The organism is Bradyrhizobium erythrophlei (assembly GCF_900129505.1).
Classification (GTDB): domain Bacteria; phylum Pseudomonadota; class Alphaproteobacteria; order Rhizobiales; family Xanthobacteraceae; genus Bradyrhizobium; species Bradyrhizobium erythrophlei_D.
On the sequence record NZ_LT670818.1, the window covers coordinates 4784579 to 4802020 of the forward strand.

18 protein-coding genes are annotated in these 17442 nt (G+C 63.7%); 14 read left to right on the top strand and 4 right to left on the bottom strand.

Going from position 1 to position 17442, the window contains the following annotated elements:
* The first annotated feature begins 197 nt into the window (after window positions 1-197).
* The 12 genes from B5525_RS22105 (at window position 198) to alkB (ending at window position 11676) form a co-directional block, all read left to right on the top strand.
* The gene (locus B5525_RS22105; RefSeq protein WP_079567898.1) at window positions 198-1445 is read left to right on the top strand and encodes an amino acid ABC transporter substrate-binding protein; all 1248 of its coding nucleotides are present in this window, start codon (window positions 198-200) and stop codon (window positions 1443-1445) included.
* Window positions 1446-1488: 43 nt separating this feature from the next.
* On the top strand, window positions 1489-2415 hold the full coding sequence (locus tag B5525_RS22110) for a branched-chain amino acid ABC transporter permease (RefSeq protein WP_079567899.1): 927 nt from the start codon (window positions 1489-1491) through the stop codon (window positions 2413-2415).
* Window positions 2408-3328 carry a branched-chain amino acid ABC transporter permease gene (locus B5525_RS22115; protein ID WP_079567900.1) on the top strand — a complete coding sequence of 307 codons (921 nt, stop codon included), beginning with the start codon at window positions 2408-2410 and terminating at the stop codon, window positions 3326-3328. The genes B5525_RS22110 and B5525_RS22115 overlap by 8 nt, the downstream gene beginning before the upstream one ends.
* The gene (locus tag B5525_RS22120) at window positions 3318-4049 is read left to right on the top strand and encodes an ABC transporter ATP-binding protein (RefSeq protein WP_079567901.1); all 732 of its coding nucleotides are present in this window, start codon (window positions 3318-3320) and stop codon (window positions 4047-4049) included. The genes B5525_RS22115 and B5525_RS22120 overlap by 11 nt, the downstream gene beginning before the upstream one ends.
* Entirely contained in the window at window positions 4039-4758 is a 720-nt protein-coding gene (locus tag B5525_RS22125; RefSeq protein WP_079567902.1) for an ABC transporter ATP-binding protein, read from the top strand. Before B5525_RS22120 ends, B5525_RS22125 begins: the two co-directional genes overlap by 11 nt.
* Window positions 4758-6098, top strand: coding sequence for an acyclic terpene utilization AtuA family protein (locus B5525_RS22130; RefSeq protein ID WP_079567903.1), 1341 nt, complete (start codon window positions 4758-4760; stop codon window positions 6096-6098). The genes B5525_RS22125 and B5525_RS22130 overlap by 1 nt, the downstream gene beginning before the upstream one ends.
* A complete protein-coding gene (locus B5525_RS22135; RefSeq protein ID WP_079567904.1) occupies window positions 6099-6422 on the top strand; it encodes an AtuA-related protein in 324 nt (107 codons plus the stop codon).
* Between the two features lie 31 nt (window positions 6423-6453).
* Window positions 6454-7803, top strand: a complete 1350-nt coding sequence (locus B5525_RS22140) for an amidase (protein ID WP_079567905.1) — start codon at window positions 6454-6456, stop codon at window positions 7801-7803.
* On the top strand, window positions 7796-8482 hold the full coding sequence (locus B5525_RS22145; protein WP_079567906.1) for a DUF2848 domain-containing protein: 687 nt from the start codon (window positions 7796-7798) through the stop codon (window positions 8480-8482). Before B5525_RS22140 ends, B5525_RS22145 begins: the two co-directional genes overlap by 8 nt.
* A 105-nt stretch (window positions 8483-8587) precedes the next feature.
* Window positions 8588-9790: an IS110 family transposase gene (locus B5525_RS22150; RefSeq protein ID WP_079567907.1), complete on the top strand. Its 1203-nt coding sequence runs from the start codon at window positions 8588-8590 to the stop codon at window positions 9788-9790.
* 470 nt (window positions 9791-10260) lie between these two features.
* Window positions 10261-11010, top strand: coding sequence for a 2OG-Fe(II) oxygenase (locus tag B5525_RS22155; protein ID WP_079567908.1), 750 nt, complete (start codon window positions 10261-10263; stop codon window positions 11008-11010).
* A gap of 12 nt (window positions 11011-11022) precedes the next feature.
* Complete coding sequence (alkB, locus tag B5525_RS22160; protein WP_079567909.1) at window positions 11023-11676, top strand: DNA oxidative demethylase AlkB; 654 nt, start codon at window positions 11023-11025, stop codon at window positions 11674-11676.
* Between the two features lie 12 nt (window positions 11677-11688).
* On the opposite strand, the gene B5525_RS22165 is transcribed toward alkB, so the two are convergent.
* A complete protein-coding gene (locus B5525_RS22165; RefSeq protein WP_079573660.1) occupies window positions 11689-12141 on the bottom strand; it encodes an NUDIX domain-containing protein in 453 nt (150 codons plus the stop codon).
* A gap of 82 nt (window positions 12142-12223) precedes the next feature.
* Between B5525_RS22165 and B5525_RS22170 the strand changes: the two genes are divergently transcribed.
* Entirely contained in the window at window positions 12224-13327 is a 1104-nt protein-coding gene (locus B5525_RS22170) for an alpha/beta fold hydrolase (RefSeq protein WP_079567910.1), read from the top strand.
* Window positions 13328-13363: 36 nt separating this feature from the next.
* Here the strand turns inward: B5525_RS22170 and B5525_RS22175 are convergent, their stop codons facing one another.
* On the bottom strand, window positions 13364-14188 hold the full coding sequence (locus B5525_RS22175) for a universal stress protein (protein WP_079567911.1): 825 nt from the start codon (window positions 14186-14188) through the stop codon (window positions 13364-13366).
* A gap of 350 nt (window positions 14189-14538) precedes the next feature.
* On the opposite strand from B5525_RS22175, the gene B5525_RS22180 reads away from it, so the two are divergent.
* Window positions 14539-14793 (top strand): DUF6894 family protein, encoded by a 255-nt coding sequence (locus B5525_RS22180; protein ID WP_079567912.1) that lies wholly within the window; start codon window positions 14539-14541, stop codon window positions 14791-14793.
* Between the two features lie 107 nt (window positions 14794-14900).
* On the opposite strand, the gene B5525_RS22185 is transcribed toward B5525_RS22180, so the two are convergent.
* Together B5525_RS22185 and B5525_RS22190 are read right to left on the bottom strand one after the other, a co-directional pair.
* On the bottom strand, window positions 14901-16529 hold the full coding sequence (locus B5525_RS22185; RefSeq protein ID WP_079567913.1) for a thiamine pyrophosphate-dependent enzyme: 1629 nt from the start codon (window positions 16527-16529) through the stop codon (window positions 14901-14903).
* Window positions 16526-17431, bottom strand: a complete 906-nt coding sequence (locus B5525_RS22190; protein WP_079567914.1) for a fumarylacetoacetate hydrolase family protein — start codon at window positions 17429-17431, stop codon at window positions 16526-16528. Before B5525_RS22190 ends, B5525_RS22185 begins: the two co-directional genes overlap by 4 nt.
* Window positions 17432-17442 lie beyond the last annotated feature (11 nt).

A 17442-nucleotide genomic window follows, 5' to 3' on the forward strand; every position in this document is an offset into this window, starting at 1 on the left:
TGGGCGTGCGGATCCGGCTCCGGCCCGCTGGTTTCGATCTTGATGCGACATTGGACGGCCCGGCCTCAACGGTCCAGCGGACCCCTTGCATGCCGCGTATTCCGGCGCACGCACTATTGCCCGGGCCGGGAAGCTTGTATCGCTATCGCTGCTCGCGGTAGATTGCCGGCGAGAACGAAGAAAATCGGGAGGAATCGATGTTGAAAATCACGGGCGCGGTGCTGGCCGCAGGTCTGGCGTGTGCCACCCAGGCCCTTGCCGCCGACGCACCGGCCGAAATCAGGATCGGCACGCTCTATGCCTCCTCCGGACGCTTCGCCTCGATTTCGATGCCAGTGCACAGCGCGCTGAAACTCTGGGCAGAGCAGAAGAATGCCGAGGGCGGGGTCTATGTGAAGGCGTTCGACAGGAAGATCCCGGTCAAGCTCGTCGCCTACGACGATCAGAGCAACACTGCCACAGCTTCCACGCTCTACAATCAGCTGATCACGCAGGACAAGGTCGATCTCCTGGTCGCGGATTCCGGTTCGGTTTTGACGGCGCCGGCGGTCGCAATCGCGCGCGACCACAAGATGTTCCTGTACGACCAGACCGGCACCGGGGCGAGCTTCTTCTCCAAGGACAATCCCTACATCGCGCTGATGGCGGACCCGGTTTCGACCGTCTGGCCGAAACCGGTCGCCGACTTCGTGTCGCATGACGGCCCGGGCCTCGGCATCAAGAAGATCGCGATCCTCTATTCGACCAACGAGTTCACGGGCACGCAGGCCAACGCCTTCCGCAAATTTGTCAAGGACTCCGGCGCGCCGATCGAGATCGTCTACGATCAGGGCGTTCCGACCGAAACCACCAACTATACCGTCATCATCAACAACATCGCCAATACGCAGCCGGATGCGGTGATCCACTTCGGCTACGCGCCGAACGACATTGCGTTCCTGCGCAACGTCGCCGACGTCGGCGTCAACTTCAAGATGCTGTTCTCGATCTATGCGGGGCTCGAGACGGAACTGCTCGAGAAGAACGTCGGCGAGAAGGGCCTGGAATATGTCTACACCTATGTGCCGCCATCCGAACTCGAATATCCCGTCGAATTCGGCATGAGCATGAAGGATTACAAGGCCGCCTGGGACAAGAAATATTCCGACGGCAAGGTCGAGTTCGGCTTCAACGCGGTCGCCGGATACACCACCGGGCTCGTGATCGAGAAGACGCTTTCGGTCGCGACCAGCCTCGATCAGATGGAGCTGCGCCGGGCGACGTTCAGCCTGTCCGGAAACCTCAAGACGCTCGACGGCACCTTCGCGCTCGACGAGATGGGCGGCCAGATCGGCGAATTGACACCGCTCGGGCAGCTCAGGCTCGACGATAACGGCCACATCAAGTTCGTCTCGATCTATCCGCACGAGACCGCTACCGGCAAGCCGGTCTATCCGCGTCCATGAAACCATCGCAGAACGGCAACCGGCTGGCGGGAGCCAAGCGCCGATGCTGATTTACGCGCTCGTCGCCGGCGTGCTGTTCGGTCTGTATTTCAGCCTGGTCGGCATCGGCCTCAATCTCGTGTTCGGCGTCATGCGCATCGTCAACCTTGCGCATGGCGACATCCTGATGCTCGGCGCCTTCGTCGCTTTCGGCGTCGTGACGCTCGCCGGCATCGATCCCTTGTTCGCGGTGCCGCTAGCCTTCGTGCTGTTCGTGCTCGCGGGCCTGTTGCTCTATTGGGTGCTGGTGCCGCGGCTGCAGGGCTCGGTCAATCCGGAAATGCTGTCGATCATCCTATTCTTCGGCCTCTCGCAGGTGATCGAAGCCGTCATGACGATCTTCTTCGGCACCAGCGAGCGCTCGATCCAGAGCCGCATGCTGGGCACGGTGTTTTCGACCATCAGGATCAAATTGTTCGGCGGCAAGCCGGGCGCGAGTGGGCCGATCCAGATCTTCGGGCAGAGCTTTCCCGCCGCCTGGGTGATCGCGGCCATCACCAGCCTGATCGCGATCGCGCTGGTTTATGTCTATCTCTACCGCACCCGCCTCGGCACGCTCACCCGCGCGGTGATGTCGCGGCGCGACGAGGCGCTGGCGACCGGAATCGATGTCGATCGCGTCTCGGCCGCAGCCTTCGGCGTCGGACTGGGGCTCGCGGCGGTGGCCGGCGTGTTCGCACCCTTCATGTTCGGGTCGGTGACGCCGGCGTTCGGGGCGGATGCGACCGTCACCTCCTTCGCGATCGTGGTGCTGGGCTCGCTCGGCAACCCCTTAGGGACCGCGCTCGGCGGCGTGGTCTATGGCGTCTGCTATATGCTGGTGCAGACCTATCTCAGTTCCTGGGCCGATCTGTTGCCTTACGTGCTCCTGATCTTCATCCTGCTGCTGCGTCCAAGCGGCCTGCTCGGAAGGCGGGTGCGCGTTGCCTAGCTCCTTCAAGCACGCCCTGTTCATCGTGCTGCCCCTGATCGCCGTATTCGCGGTGCTGCCGGGCGTCTATCAAAATCACCTGCTGCTGTTCAATTTCGTCATCTTCCTGATCCTCGCCCAGGGCGTGAACATCATCTACGGTTTTACCGGCTATCTGCCGTTCGGCTATGTCGGTTTCTTCGGCGCCGGCGCCTATGGTTTTGCGATCCTGGTGATGCACTTTCAGGCCTCAGCGCCGATCGCCGTGCTTGCCGGCGGAGCGATCGGCGTCGCGCTTGGGCTGTTGCTGACGCCGCTGTTGCGGCTGTCGGGGGCCTATTTTGCGATTGCCAATCTGGCGGCATCGCTGGCGGTGTTGCACTTCGTCGCCAATCCGGCGCTGGAGAACATCACGCGCGGGCCGTACGGCGTCTCGCTCACCGGCACCTTCAATCCGACGCTGGCCTATTCGGCCGCGCTCGTGGTACTGACATTGACGCTCGGCGCCGTCGTGTATTTGAAAAACTCCCGCTTCGGCCTCGCGCTGCAGGCGGTGCGGGAAGATGCGGTCTCAGCCTCGATGGCGGGTGTCGACGTGGTGCGGATGCGCGTGATCGCATGGCTTGCGTCCGCGCTGGTGGCGGGTCTCGCCGGCGGCGTCTACGCTTGGTACGTGTCGGTGTTCTACCCCGACAATGTCTTTTCCGGCGACTTCAGCATTTTTGCCATCGTGTTCGCGCTGTTCGGCGGCGTCGCCACGATCACGGGTCCGATCGTCGGCGTCATCATCCTCTACGGCATCTACAATCTGATCGGGTTTACCACGCCGCAATATTTCCAGTTGATTTACGGTCTCTTGATCATGGGGCTGGTGCTGTTCCTGCCGGCCGGCCTGGTTTCGCTGGCGACACGGAGGGGCTGGCATGTCCCCTGACAACGCTCCCATCCTCAACGTGACAAAACTCGCAAAACGTTTCGGCGGTTTCTATGCGCTGGACGGCTTGAGCTTCCATGTCGCGTCCGGCGAAATCCTGGGACTGGTTGGTCCGAACGGTTCCGGCAAGACCACCGCGATCAATGTGATCTCCGGTCTCTATGCGCCCGACGGTGGCGAGGTGGTGCTGGATGACGTCTCGATCGGTGGGGTCGCCTCGCACAAACTGGTCCACCGCGGCATCAACCGGACCTTCCAGGTGCCGAAGCCCTTCCTGTCGCTGACGGTGCGCGAGAATATCGAGGTCGCTTTGGCCTATGGCCGCGCCGCGGTCGCGCCGCCGGCGATGGCCGACTTGCTCAATGAGTACCGGCTGACGGAAGTCGCCGACCGGCCGGCGGCGGATCTGAACAACGCGCAGCAGAAAATGCTCGATCTGGTGCGTGCGCTCGCGACGCGTCCGCGGCTGTTGCTGCTCGATGAACTCGCCGCCGGACTCAATCCGGCGGAACTCGACTGGATCGCCGAGCGCATCAAGGCGCTGGCGCAAACGGGAATCGCGATCATCGTGGTCGAACATCTGATGGGTTTTATCGAGCACATCACCGACCGCGTCATCGTCATGAATGCCGGCAAGGAGATATTCGAGGGCAAGCTCGCGGTCGCGGTGCAGGTGCCGCAGGTGATCGAAGTGTTTTTGGGAGGCGAGCATGCCGCCTGAAGTCGCGCCGCTGTTGAAGGCCGCCGGCGTCGATGCCGGCTATGGCACCATGCAGGTGCTGTGGGGCGTCGATCTCGACGTCCGACCGGGCGAGACCGTGCTGCTGCTCGGGGCCAACGGCGCCGGTAAAACCACGTTCCTCAAGACGCTGGTCGGCCTGATCGAGGCACGGCACGGCAGTATCGATCTCGGCGGCCACGACGTGACGCGGATGCGGTCCAGCGACCGGATGCGGCTCGGCATGACCTATATGTCGGAACTCGCGGTCTTTCCCGATCTGTCGATCGAGGAAAACATTCGCGTCGGCGCGCAGGCGCTGGGCCATGCCAATCCCGGCGCGCGTGCCGAAGAACTCTACGGGGTGTTCCCGGCATTGCGCGAAAAACGCCGTGCGCCGGCCTCGAGTCTCTCCGGCGGCCAGCGCAAGATGCTCGGCATTGCGAAAGCGCTGGCCGCCGAGCCGCGGCTTCTGGTGATGGACGAACCCTCGGCCGGGCTGTCGCCCTTGTTCGTCAAGGAAGTGATCCGGATATTGAGCGATTTGCGTGGCCGGGGGCTTGCGCTCCTGATCGCCGAGCAGAATATCGGCTTTCTCGAGGTTGCGACGCGGGTGTTCGTGCTGGAAGGCGGGCGCATCCGGTTTTCCGGCACGGTGGCGGAAATGACCGATAATGAAGCGTTGCGGCGTGCCTATTTCGGGCTGAAGTGATGCGAACCATCAGAATAGGGTCAGGCGCGGGCTATTCGGGTGATCGCATCGAGCCCGCGGTTGAACTTGCCGAAAAGGGCGACATCCAATACCTGGTGTTCGAGTGCCTCGGAGAACGCACTGTCGCGCTGGCGCAGCAGGCGCGCATGAAGAACCCCGATGGCGGGTACGACCCGCTGCTGGAAGAGCGGATGCGGGCGGTGCTGCCGGCCTGCGCGGCCAGAGGCATCAAGATCGTCACCAATATGGGCGCGGCCAATCCGGTCGCGGCGAGCCGCAAGACCGCCGAGATCGCAAGATCGCTCGGGCTGTCGTCGCTGAAGATCGCGGCCGTGATCGGCGACGACGTGCTCGACGCCTGCAAGGACGGCGATCTCCCGATCATGGAATTCGAGGGGACGATAAAACAGCTCGGCAACCGTCTGTTGTCGGCCAACGCCTATCTCGGCGCGGCGCCGATGGCGGAAGCGTTTCGCCAGGGCGCCGACATCGTCATTACCGGGCGGGCGTCCGATCCCGCGATGTTCCTGGCGCCGATGATCCATGCGTTCGGCTGGGCGATGGACGACTGGAACCTGCTGGGGCAGGGCACCGTTGCGGGCCATCTGCTGGAATGCGCCGGCCAGATCACCGGCGGCTATTTTGCCGACCCCGGGTACAAGGACATCCCCGATCTGGCGCGGCTCGGCTTTCCGATCGGCGAAGTCGGCGAAGACGGTAGTCTCATCATCACCAAGGTCGAAGGCTCCGGCGGCGCGGTGACGGCGCAAACCTGCAAGGAGCAACTGCTCTACGAGGTGCACGATCCCACTCGATATATCCAGCCTGACGTCGTTGCCGATTTCTCGGAGGTGAAGGTCGAGGAACTGGCAAAGGACCGCGTGCGCGTCAGCGGCGGGCGCGGCACCAAACGCACCGGTACCCTCAAAGTCTCGGTCGGCTATGTCGACAGTTTCATCGGCGAGGGACAGATTTCCTATGCCGGCCCCGGCGCCCTGGCGCGCGGGCGGCTGGCGCTGGAAATTGTCCGCGAACGGCTGAAGCTGACCGGCGTGGCCGCGAGCGAATTGCGGTTCGAACTGATCGGCGTCGACTCCCTGCACGGGCCTCAGCTTTCCGGGCAGGCCAACGAGCCTTACGAGGTACGGGTGCGAGTCGCCGGCCGCACCGAAACTTTGCGCGAGGCTGTCAGGATCGGCAACGAGGTCGAAACGCTCTACACCAATGGTCCGGCGGCCGGCGGCGGTGCCTTCAAATCGGCGCGCGACGTGGTCGCGGTTGCGTCGGTTCTGCTGCCGCGCGAGCTCGCAAAACCGTCGATCCAGTTCGTGGAGGCGTGAGTGACGAAACTGCGCGAGATCGCCCATTCCCGCACCGGCGACAAGGGCAATATCTCCAACATCTCGGTGATCGCCTATCACCAGAAGCATTACCCGCTACTGCTGGCGCAGGTCACCAGCGCGCGGGTCAAGGCCCATTTCGCCGGCGTTGTCGAAGGCGAGGTGGTTCGCTATGAACTGCCCAACATATCAGCGCTGAACTTTGTCATGAGCCAGGCGCTGGGCGGCGGCGTCACGCGATCGCTGGCGCTCGACGCGCATGGCAAATCGCTGAGCTCCGCGCTGCTCGATCTGGAGATCGAGGCGGTTTCGGACAATAGCTAATTCGATCAGACAGCCACAAGGCGACCCAGCAATGCTCAACGTTCCCACATTGGCCGAACTGGCCGGCGATCTCGAAAACGGCCGCACCAGTGCGCGCAAGATCGTCGATGCCTGTCTGGAGCGGATCGCCGACGCCTCCGGCGAGGGAGCGTGCACCTTCATTCATGTCGACGCGGAAGCCGCGATCGAGGCGGCGGAAGCGATGGACCGGCTGCGCGAGATCAAGGCGGCGCCGTCGCCTTTTGCCGGCATTCCCATCTCGATCAAGGATCTGTTCGACATCCGGGGGCAGGTGACCCGCGCCGGCTCGCGGGCGCTGGAGGATTCAGCCCCGGCGGAAGCCGATGCCGCGGTGGTAGCGCGGCTGCGCCGTGCCGGTTTCGTGGTGATCGGCCGCACCAACATGACCGAATTCGCCTATTCCGGCATCGGCATCAACCCGCATTACGGTACCCCCAAAAGCGTGTGGCGGCGCGATGTCGGTCACGTACCCGGCGGATCGTCGTCGGGTGCGGCGGTTTCGGTCGCCGACCGGATGGCGCATGGCGCGCTCGGCACCGACACCGGCGGATCGTGCCGGATTCCGGCGGCCTTTAACGGCATCGTCGGCTTCAAGCCGACGCAGCGGCGCGTGCCGCTGGCCGGCGGGGTGCCGCTGTCGTCCACGCTGGACAGTTTCGGACCGCTGGCGCGCACGGTTGGATGCTGCGCGGTGCTGGATGCCGTACTGGCCGGCGAGCCGATCGTTCCGCTGCAGCCGCGCCCGATCAAGGGCATGCGGCTCGCGGTGCCGATCACGGTCGCGCTTGACGAACTCGAGGACGACGTGGCGCGGACCTTCGAGCGGACGCTGGAGACGCTGTCGCGCCAGGGCGCGCTGATCGAGCGGATCGCGGTGCCCGAGTTCCTCGACGTCGGCGTGATGAACACCGAGGGTGGTTTTGCCGCCGCGGAAAGCTATGCCTGGCATCGCTATCTGATCGCGAGCCACGGCGACGTCTACGATCCCCGTGTTCGTATCCGCATCCTTCGCGGCGAGGGCATCAGCGCCGCCGATTACATCGAGCTGCTCGAGGCGCGAAAGTCTCTAATCATGCGCGCCGCGGCCCGCCTTGCGCCGTATGACGCGCTGGTCATGCCGACCACGGCCAACGCGCCGCCCAGGATAGCCGATCTCGCCGACGACAAGGCCTTTACCAAGGCGAACCTGCTGGCGCTGCGCAATTGCACGCTGATCAACACGATCGACGGCTGCGCGATTTCGCTGCCTTGCCATCGCGAGGGTGAGGCGCCGGTGGGATTGATGCTGGCATCGTCGGGCGGCGCAGACCGCCGCATCTTCGAGCTTGCCGCCGGTATGGAGGCCGCCATCCGTGTTTGACCTTGCCTTCACCGTCGACGCCCAGGACACCACAACCCCGCTGACATTGCCGATCGATCAGGCCGTGATCGCGGGCTGGACCGGTCGCGATCCCGTCGCGCGCGACAAGCACATCGCCGAACTCGAAGCCATCGGCATTGCGCGGCCAGCCACCACCCCGATCTATTACCGCGTCGCCGCGCGGCGGCTGACCACGGCCGACAGCATCGAGGTCTGCGGCGGCGATTCCTCAGGCGAGGTCGAATTCGTGCTGATCGGCTGGCAGGGCCGCATTTTCGTGGGCACCGGCTCCGATCACACCGATCGCAAGGTGGAGACCTACAGCGTCACTGTCTCAAAACAGATGTGCGACAAGGTGATGGCGCCGGTGCTGTGGGAAATCGAGGACGTCGCCGATCACTGGGACCAATTGGTCCTGCGCTCCCATGCCTGGATCGGCGGCGCGCGTGTACTGTACCAGGAAGGCACGCTCGATGCGATGCTGCCGGTCAAGGACCTCATCGCGCGCGGCTTCGGCGGCAAGGGACTGCCGGACGGCTGCGTCATGTTCGGCGGCACCTTTGCCGCCAAGGGCGGCATCCGCCCCGCCAGCCGATTCGAATTCGAACTCGAGGATCCCGTGCTCAAGCGCAGCATCCGGCACGGCTATGATGTGATCGAGCTGCCGGTGCTGGGGTAACGCTTTCTCGTCATTGCGAGCGAAGCGAAGATTCCATGGGGGTGGATAGCGGCCAAGTCTGACGCCAGACTGAGGTTGTTCAACCACCCACCCTGGAGACCACCGATGTTGCACGATCATCCTTCCGTTGGACCGACCGCTATCCGCACACAGTTTGGCGCAATTTTCGTTTCGTTGGAACTCAGTCGTTCGAAGTGGGTGCTGACGTCGCTGTCGCCCGGCAACGGGGAGAAGATGTCGCAATATAGCCTGGCGGCGGGCGACGTCGGCGGATTGTTGGCACGGTTTGCGGACCTTAAACGCAAGGCAAAAGAACGCACGGGATCGGATTATCCGATCATGACCATTCATGAGGCCGGCCTTGACGGGTTTTGGGTGCACCGGGTTCTGCAGGATGAAGGGATCGAGAGCCACGTGGTCGATGCGGCTTCGATCGCGACGTCGCGCCGGCGCCGACGGGCCAAGACGGACAAGATCGACGGCGAGGCACTGTTGCGAGCACTGTTGGCCTTCAAGCGCGGCGAGCCGCGGGTGTGCGCCATGGTGGTTGCGCCTTCGCCTGAAGAAGAGGATCGTCGCAGGCTTTGCCGCGAGCGCCAGACGTTGCTCGACGAGAGGATCGTGCACACCAACCGGATCAAGGGGCTTCTGTTCGCGCAAGGAATATCCGACTACGCGCCGCTGCGGCGCGACCGGCGGAAGCGGCTTGAGGGCTTGCGCACTGGAGACGGACGGCCCCTGCCGGTGCATCTGAAGACCCAGATCAGCCGGGAACTTGACCGGCTCGAACTGCTGATCGACCAGATCCGCTCCGTCGAGGCCGAGCAGGAGGCCGTGCTGGCCGCGGAAAGCAAGGCGGCGCCCGAGGCGGGTTCCGGTCCCGAGAAGGCGGTGTCCGAGGCAGAGCCGCGCAACGCGGTGGCGATGTTGCTGACCGTGAAGGGGATCGGCGATCACTCCGCCGCTATTCTCTGGTCGGAAGGACTGTCTCGACAGTTCTCCAATCGCCGCCAGGTCGCAGCCTATGCAGGTCTGGCGGCGACGCCCTGGCGAAGCGGCGCGGTTATGCACGAGCAGGGCTTGTCGAAAGCCGGCAATCCGCGACTGCGTACCTTGATGGTCCAGCTCGCCTGGCTTTGGCTGCGCCATCAGCCAGAATCGGCGCTGGCCCGCTGGTTCAACGCGCGCGGCGAGCGAGGCCGCAAGGGCTCCATCGTTGCACTGGCGCGCAAGCTGCTCATCGCTTTGTGGAAGTACGTCACACAGGGCGTCGTCATCGAGGGAGCTGCGATGAAGGCCGCCACCTAGCAAAGGCTCGCACTTCCGGAACCTTCTGTCACCAACGCAGGACAACCAACAAAACCAATCAGCCAAGGCCTGATCAGCCTCGGCCGATCCGGGTCGACGAACCGATGGATTGCATGGCTTCAAATGCCGCAACGAAGAATGGTCCCGTCCTCTCGAGCCTACCCGTCGCAAGCGGAATCCTGGTGCGGTCGCCTCGAGCGACGACCGAATGTGAGTTTGATCTGGCAGGCAAACCAGATCGTCAAAGCCGGCTCGGACCTCGGATCGCAAACATAAGGAAGAAGACTTATTGACACACACCATCCCCATGTGAGCAATCCACTCTCTCTTTTTGCTGCCCCATGGATTGCTTCGCGGAGCCGGTCATCGGGCGCGCGTTCGCGCGACCCGTTGGCTCGCAATGACGGGGAGAGCGTATCTTCCCGGAAATCGGGTGGCGTCCATCGCTCCAATTTGAGAAAATCAGCGCCATGAAATCAGCCGCCAAGAACATCCTCGAATCCGCACCCCCATCCGACATCGCCGCGCGTGTCGACGCCATCGACTGGGGGCAGGCGACACGCGAGCTCGATGCGCAGGGCTGCGCCGTGCTGAAGGGATTGCTCTCCCCGGGTGAGTGCCGCGCGCTCGCGGCGCTCTATCCGGACGACAGCCACTTCCGCAGCCGGATCGTGATGGGCCGCCACGGCTTCGGGCGCGGCGAGTACAAATATTTTGCCTATCCGCTTCCGCCTGTCATCGCCGAGTTGCGGCCGTCGCTTTATGCGCGGCTGCGTGACGTGGCCAATCGCTGGAATGAGGCGATGGGCATCGACATCCGCTATCCGGAAACTCACGACGCGTTCCTGAAGCGATGTCATGCCGCCGGCCAGGCACGGCCGACACCGTTGCTGCTGCAATATGAAGCCGGCGATTACAACTGCCTGCATCAGGATCTCTATGGCGAGCACGTGTTTCCGCTGCAGGTCGCGATCCTGTTGTCGGAACCGGGCCGCGATTTCACCGGCGGCGAATTCGTGCTGACCGAACAGCGGCCGCGCATGCAGTCGCGGCCCGAAGTGGTTCCGCTCGCGCAGGGCGATGCCGCGGCGTTTGCTGTGCATCACCGGCCGGTGCAGGGGACGCGCGGGACCTATCGGGTTAATCTGCGCCACGGCGTCAGCCGGATCCGTTCTGGCCACCGCCACACCGTTGGCGTGATTTTTCACGATGCGAAGTGAGTGCGAGCACCCTTGACTGCCGATCTCTTTGAAGGCGTTGCCGCTGTCCTGCCGTCGCGAGAGGTGATGGCGGAGGGCGCCGTATTGCTGCGCGGTTTCGCAAGACCGTCCGAAAGCGAACTGATCGCGGCGTTGCGCGATATCGAAGGGTGGGCGCCGTTCCGCCACATGGTGACGCCGGGCGGTCATTCGATGTCGGTGGCGATGACCAATTGCGGCGGCCTCGGCTGGGTTACCGATCGCGGCGGCTATCGCTACGACGCCAACGATCCCGAAACCGCAAAACCGTGGCCGGCAATGCCGGCGGCGTTCCGTCAGCTGGCAGTGCAGGCGGCGGCACAGGGGGGATTTCCCGGCTTCTCGCCGGATGCGTGCCTGATCAATCGCTACGAGCCGGGCGCGCGCATGTCGCTGCATCAGGACAAGGACGAGGATGATTTCACAGCGCCGATCGTCTCGATGTCGCTGGGTCTGCCCGCGATTTTCCTGTTTGGCGGATTGAAACGCGCTGACAAGCCGCGGCGGTTTCGCCTGGAGCACGGCGATGTCGTGGTATGGGGCGGACCCACACGGCTCGTGTTCCACGGCGTTGCGCCGCTCGCCGACGGCAAACACGCCCTGCTGGGGCGGCAGCGCATCAATCTGACATTCCGCAAGGCGCGCTAAGGCGTTTACGTGTCAGAGCTCCTCGAGACGATCGAGAAACGGCTGCTGGCTCAAGAGAATCTTCTCCCGCGCCAGCGTCAGCGGGAACCACTCGGCCCGGTCGATTTCGGGAATCTGGATGATACGGCCGCTTCGCGGCGGCCACTCGATTGATATTTCGTTGCTGCGCATGGCGCCCGCATCCAGCGTGCCCTCCAGCGCATAGGCCAGAACGATCTTGCCGCCGCGCTGGCGTACCTGGCCGAGCGGCCGCAGCCGACCGGTCGCGGCGATCCCGAGTTCCTCGGCGAACTCGCGGCGGGCCGCTTCTTCCGGATCTTCGCCGTTGTCCAATTCACCCTTTGGGATGGACCAGGCGCCAAGATCGCGGTATCGCCAAAAAGGTCCGCCTGGATGGACGAGGAGGACATCAAGGCCGGCCTCGCCGCGACGGTACATCAGGATGCCGGCGCTCACGGTTGCCATGCTGATGGTCCGGATCCGGGGGATGACGGGTGCATTGATCTGGTTCAATTCGGCGAGGATAAAGCGGGCATTGTTATAACAAATGGTTCAGCGTCCCGGAGATCAATTCCCGTACGCGGCATTTTTCTGGCCGGCGCTTGCGGCTGCATCCGCGGTCGAAACGGCCTCATCGATCGTGGCGCATTTCCTGGGAGTTTCCGAGCACGCCAACGGCGACCGAACCGCAGAGGAGCCCGAGGGTGCTACTCCCAGCAAGATCGCGCTCGATCTGCATTCCGTCCGGCTGCGCGACTTCGCCACGGCCGACAGCGGCATTCCGACCCTGGTTTGCACGCCGCTGGCGCTACACGGCGCCGGTGTCGCCGATCTTGCCGCCGGTCACAGCCTCGTTGCCGCCCTCCGCGACGCCGGAATCGAGCGGCTGTTCATGGCCGACTGGCGCTCGGCCGGCGCCGACATGCGATTTCTCGGCATCGATGACTATCTTGCCGCTCTCAACGTCCTTGTCGATCATCTCGGCGGCGTCGTCGATCTGGTCGGACTCTGCCAGGGAGGCTGGTTCTCGCTGGTCTATGCCGGGTGCTTCCCGGCCAAGGTACGCAAGCTCGCGATGGCCGGCGCACCGGTTGATATCGCCGCGGCGCTATCCGGATTATCGGCTGTCGCGGCGGCAACGCCGCTGGCGATGTTCCAGAGCCTGGTCACTTCAGGCGATGGCCGCGTCATCGGCCGCGACCTCGCGAAGTTATGGGGAAGCGAGACCGTTGACGCCGACAAAATTCGGGAAACGCTGCAGTCATCGGAACCGAGCGGCTCACCGGAATTCACTCGGCTCGAAGCGATCTTCAGGAAGTGGAATTCCTGGACCATCGATGTGCCCGGGACCTACTATCTCGAAGTCATCGATAAACTTTACAAGCGCAACGAACTGGCCACCGGAAGTTTCCTTGCTCTGGGGCAGAGGATCGAGTTCTCGCGCCTGCGGCTTCCCATGTATCTGCTGGCCGGAAGCGCCGACGAAGTGGTGGCGCCCGAACAATTGCTGGCGCTGGAGCGGCTGGTTGGAACGCCGCCGGAGCATTTTCGTCACGACGTCGCGCCCTGCAATCATCTTGGCCTGTTCATGGGCAAACAGACCCTCGAAGAGAATTGGCCGAGGATCGTGCACTGGCTGAAGGAGCCTTGAGGCGCCGTGCGCCGGCCAGGTCACCCCGTCCCCGATTCAGTGCGAGATCAGCGCCGGGACGGTGAGGGATTCGAACATGCCGCGGGTCGTTCCTCCCAGGATGAATTCCCGAAGTCTCGAATGACCGTAGCCGCCCATCACCATCAGATCGCTATTGTTGTCGGCCGCCAGAGACAGAATGGCATTGTGGATATTGGCTGTGTCGGCCGTGATTCGATAAGGCGTTGCGGCCAGGTCGCGCCGGGCGAGATGGGCCATCAATGCCGCCGAGGATGCCTCGCTCGCGCCTTCCTTCTCGTTGACGGTAACGATGTCGATCGTCTTCGCCTTGCGAAGAAACGGCATGGCATCATGAACCGCCCGCGTCGCCGGTATGCCGCCGTCCCAACAGATCAGCACGCGATCGGTTTTGATGGGAGCGTGGGTGATGTAGGGAATCATCAGCATGGGCCGTCCGGAGCCGAACAGCACCGCTTCCGACAGGAAATCGGTCCGGCTCGGATTCGAGCGGTCGGGCTGGGCCACGATATTCAAATCGTAAAGCCGCGACATCTGCGTCAGGGTGCGCGTCGCCTCATAGGAAACGTCGAACGTGCTCTTGGCGTCATGGGGAATGCCGAGCTTTCTGGTGACGATTTCGAACTGGTCCAACACCAGGGATGCCTGCTCGACACCGGTTTGGTACTCGGCGGCCATGACGACGGCGGCGGCTTCGGAGGCGATCATCGGATTCAGGGCCTGATAGACGCAGGCGATGCCATCGAGGTGCGCTTCGAAGAGCGCTGCGACCGAAGCGGCGCAATCGATCAAAGCGCTGGCAGGCCGGTCAACGGGAAGAAGGACCGAGATATCGTTCAACATGCTCGACCGCTTTCTGGTTGGGAGGGCTTTGAATTCGTCGAATTATACGCTGCCTTCCCGTGAGACTTTTGATCTATCTCATGCTGGCGCCGCGCCGGTGGGCTGCAGACATGGGCCAGAACCCAGGGCAAACCGGTGATGCCGCGAGTGGGCCGCGGCAGGCGAGGCGCCGACGGGTATTTCGTGCGTCCTCCAATTGGGGGTTGTGGACAGTCATGCCGACTCATTCGTAGAATGCCTTTCGTTCCGTGCGTGCGCGAAGTTGAGAGGCAACCGGCAGAGACAAACTTGGACGTTTGATATCTTTGGATTGGTCCGGCCCGTGGTGGCCTCAGAACATTGGACGTCACGTGCCGCTGTTTTATTTCCGAATCTGCAATGGGGACTATTCGGGCACTTCCGGCGAGGGATTCGACCTTGCCGACAGGGACGCCGCCTGGACGGAAATGAGCAGGGTTTGCGGCGATCTGGTCGCCGGCATTGTCCGCAAGCTGAAACAGCAATCGGAATGGCGGATGGAGCTTCTGGACGCGTCCCGAAAGCCGGTGTTCAGAATCCGCGTCCTGGCCGAGACGCTGGACCATTCAGCGACATCGACTCCTTGATTGCCCAATCGTGACAAGCGGCCGGCTTGGTTTTTTTCTGCTCCAACCTCGTGGGCGGATTCCCATCATGAATACATCGAAGCCGTCAGTTGACGCGCGCGTGGGGACTAGGGTTTCGCCGGGTGAATGAACGTCCACGGCGTGATTTCGGAATCCTTTGGGATTTCCACGTCGATCAGATACGGGCCACCATGCGCCAGCGCCTTCTCCAGCGCGGGGCGAAAGGCTTGCGGCGACGTCACGCGCGCCGCGCCGACGCCGAAGGATTCCGCGAGCTTGACAAAATCCGGATTGACCAGGTCGGACGCCACCACGCGGCCCTCGAAGCGCTCGCGCTGGTCGCGCCGCACGTTTCCATACGAATTGTTGTTGAACACCAGCGTCACCACGCCGATGTTGAACTGTATGGCGGTGGCGAGCTCCTGCACGCCGAACATGAAGCCACCATCGCCTGTGATCGCGACCACCGGCCGGTCGGGATTGGCGACCTTGGCGCCGAGCGCGGTCGGGAAGCCCGAGCCCAGCGTGCCCTGGTAACCTGAGGTGATGAAGGTGCGTGGCTCATAGACCGGAAAGCCGTACCAGGACGCAAAGCCGACCTGCGACAGCTCATCGGTGACGATAGCGTTAGCCGGCAGCACCTCGCGCAGAATGTTGAGGTAGGCCATCTGCGGCTGCACCTTCTGGATCTCCTGCAGCGCCGCGGCCGAGGCCTCGCGGATCGCGGCGCGCCGGCCGCTGGTTTTCCTGTAGCCGGCCTTGCTGACCGCCGCGAGCAGCTCGCGCGTGCCGGCGCGGGCGTCGGCGACGACGGGGGCGTCGGGCGTAAACCTGCGCATTTCCGATGGGTCGATATCGATCCGGACCGATTTCAGGCCGGCCGGCTGGAACGGCCAGCGAAACGATGTCGCCGGCAATTCCATCCGGCTGCCGATCCCGATCATCAAATCGGTGTTCGGCCACAGCCGATAGGCCGCCGCCATGGTCAGCCCCAGTTCATGGGCATTGGAGACGATGCCGCGGCCGCTGCGGAACGCCACTACGGGCGCGTCGATCAGTTCGGCCAGTTCGAGGATTTCGTCGCGCGCGTCGATCGCGCCGCTGCCGACGAAGATCATCGGCGTCTTGCTGCCCGCGATCAGGGCGGCGGCGGCCTTGATCCGGTCGGGATCGGGCAGCGGCGGCGGAAACGGATCGAACCTTTTCGCGGTGCCGACCTCGGCGCGCTGGGTGAACACGTCCCAGGGCATTTCCAGCGCCACCGGCCCGCGGCGTCCCGACAGCATCTCCTGGAATGCGCGCGCGACCAGCGCCGGCGCCGCATCCGGATATTCGATGCGCTCGGCCCATTTGACGAAGGTGCGCAGCGTCGCGAGCTGGTCCGGCATCTCGTGCAGATGGCCGCGGCCCTTGCCGAGAAAGGCCGTCGGCACCTGACCGGTCAGGCACAGCACCGGCTCGTTGCAACCGAACGCGGTCAGGAGCGCCGCGCCCGCATTGAGTACGCCCGGACCGGGCACCACGCTGAACACGCCGGGCTTGCCACTCGAACGCGCATAGCCGAAGGCCATGTAGCCGCAGGCCTGCTCGTGGCGTGCGCCGATCACTTTCAGCTGCGCCTGTTGGAAGGCGTCGAACAGGCCGTAGATCTGCGCGCCGGGCAGGCCGAACACGGTGTCGACGCCGTGCGCGACCAGGCCAGACACGATGGCTTCACCGCCGGAACTCACTGTCATGGCTGTTTCCCGTCGCTCGCAAGCAGGTTCATGATGGCTTCGTCGATCACGCCGTTGCGCAGCATGCCGACGTTCTGGGCCTCGACCTCGACGACATCGCCGGGCTTCAGGTAGCGCGGCGGATCGAACCGCGCGCCGGCGCCGGTCGGGGTTCCCGTGACGATGACATCGCCGGGGACCAGTGTGGTGAAGGTCGAGATATAGTTGATCAGATAGCGGAAGCCGAAGATCAGCCGCGAGGTGCGGTCGTCCTGCCGCATCTCGCCATTGACCCAGGTGGTCAGCCTGACGTCGGCGATCTGCGCCTCGTCGGTGTAAGGAACGAGCCACGGGCCGAGGCTGCCGGTGGAATCGAAATTCTTGCCTTGCGTCACATTGAATTTCGCATGCCGGACCCAGTCGCGGATGGTGCCCTCGTTGCACAGCGTGATCGCGGCGATGTGGTCCAGTGCGGCACTTTCGGCGATATGCCGGCCGGCCTTGCCGATCACCAGTACCAGTTCGCCCTCATAGTCGAGTTGCGCGGAGGCGCGCGGGCGGACCAGTGGCGTCAGATGGCCGACGAAAGAGCGCGGCGTGCGCATGAACATGCTGGGATATTTCGGCGCGTCCTGGCCGTCTTTGTATTCGGCATTACGGTCAGGATAATTGACGCCGATGCAGATGATTTTTTCCGGCGCGGGAATTGGCGGCAGCCAGGCGATCGTGTCCAGCCCGTAGTCCGGCTGATATTGTGCGGCATCCTCCGCCAGTCTTGTCAGCGCGCCGGCGGCGATCACTTCGCGCAGCGTCGGATAGTCCTTGCCGAAGCGCGCCGAGAGATCGACGATGCCGTCATCGACGACGGCGCCGTATTTGGTCGAACCAGCGATGGAGAAAGTGGCGAGGCGGGGAGATGTCATGTGATGTCCAA

Bases quoted from the DNA above. Each gene is read 5' to 3' on its own strand.
- B5525_RS22190 (WP_079567914.1), bottom strand. From the start codon at position 17,431: ATGACATCTCCCCGCCTCGCCACTTTCTCCATCGCTGGTTCGACCAAA.
- B5525_RS22120 (WP_079567901.1), top strand. From the start codon at position 3,318: ATGTCCCCTGACAACGCTCCCATCCTCAACGTGACAAAACTCGCAAAA.
- B5525_RS22175 (WP_079567911.1), bottom strand. From the start codon at position 14,188: ATGTTGAACGATATCTCGGTCCTTCTTCCCGTTGACCGGCCTGCCAGC.
- B5525_RS22165 (WP_079573660.1), bottom strand. From the start codon at position 12,141: ATGGCAACCGTGAGCGCCGGCATCCTGATGTACCGTCGCGGCGAGGCC.
- B5525_RS22105 (WP_079567898.1), top strand. From the start codon at position 198: ATGTTGAAAATCACGGGCGCGGTGCTGGCCGCAGGTCTGGCGTGTGCC.
- B5525_RS22140 (WP_079567905.1), top strand. From the start codon at position 6,454: ATGCTCAACGTTCCCACATTGGCCGAACTGGCCGGCGATCTCGAAAAC.
- B5525_RS22125 (WP_079567902.1), top strand. From the start codon at position 4,039: ATGCCGCCTGAAGTCGCGCCGCTGTTGAAGGCCGCCGGCGTCGATGCC.
- B5525_RS22150 (WP_079567907.1), top strand. From the start codon at position 8,588: ATGTTGCACGATCATCCTTCCGTTGGACCGACCGCTATCCGCACACAG.
- B5525_RS22185 (WP_079567913.1), bottom strand. From the start codon at position 16,529: ATGACAGTGAGTTCCGGCGGTGAAGCCATCGTGTCTGGCCTGGTCGCG.
- B5525_RS22130 (WP_079567903.1), top strand. From the start codon at position 4,758: ATGCGAACCATCAGAATAGGGTCAGGCGCGGGCTATTCGGGTGATCGC.
- B5525_RS22170 (WP_079567910.1), top strand. From the start codon at position 12,224: ATGGTTCAGCGTCCCGGAGATCAATTCCCGTACGCGGCATTTTTCTGG.
- B5525_RS22110 (WP_079567899.1), top strand. From the start codon at position 1,489: ATGCTGATTTACGCGCTCGTCGCCGGCGTGCTGTTCGGTCTGTATTTC.
- B5525_RS22155 (WP_079567908.1), top strand. From the start codon at position 10,261: ATGAAATCAGCCGCCAAGAACATCCTCGAATCCGCACCCCCATCCGAC.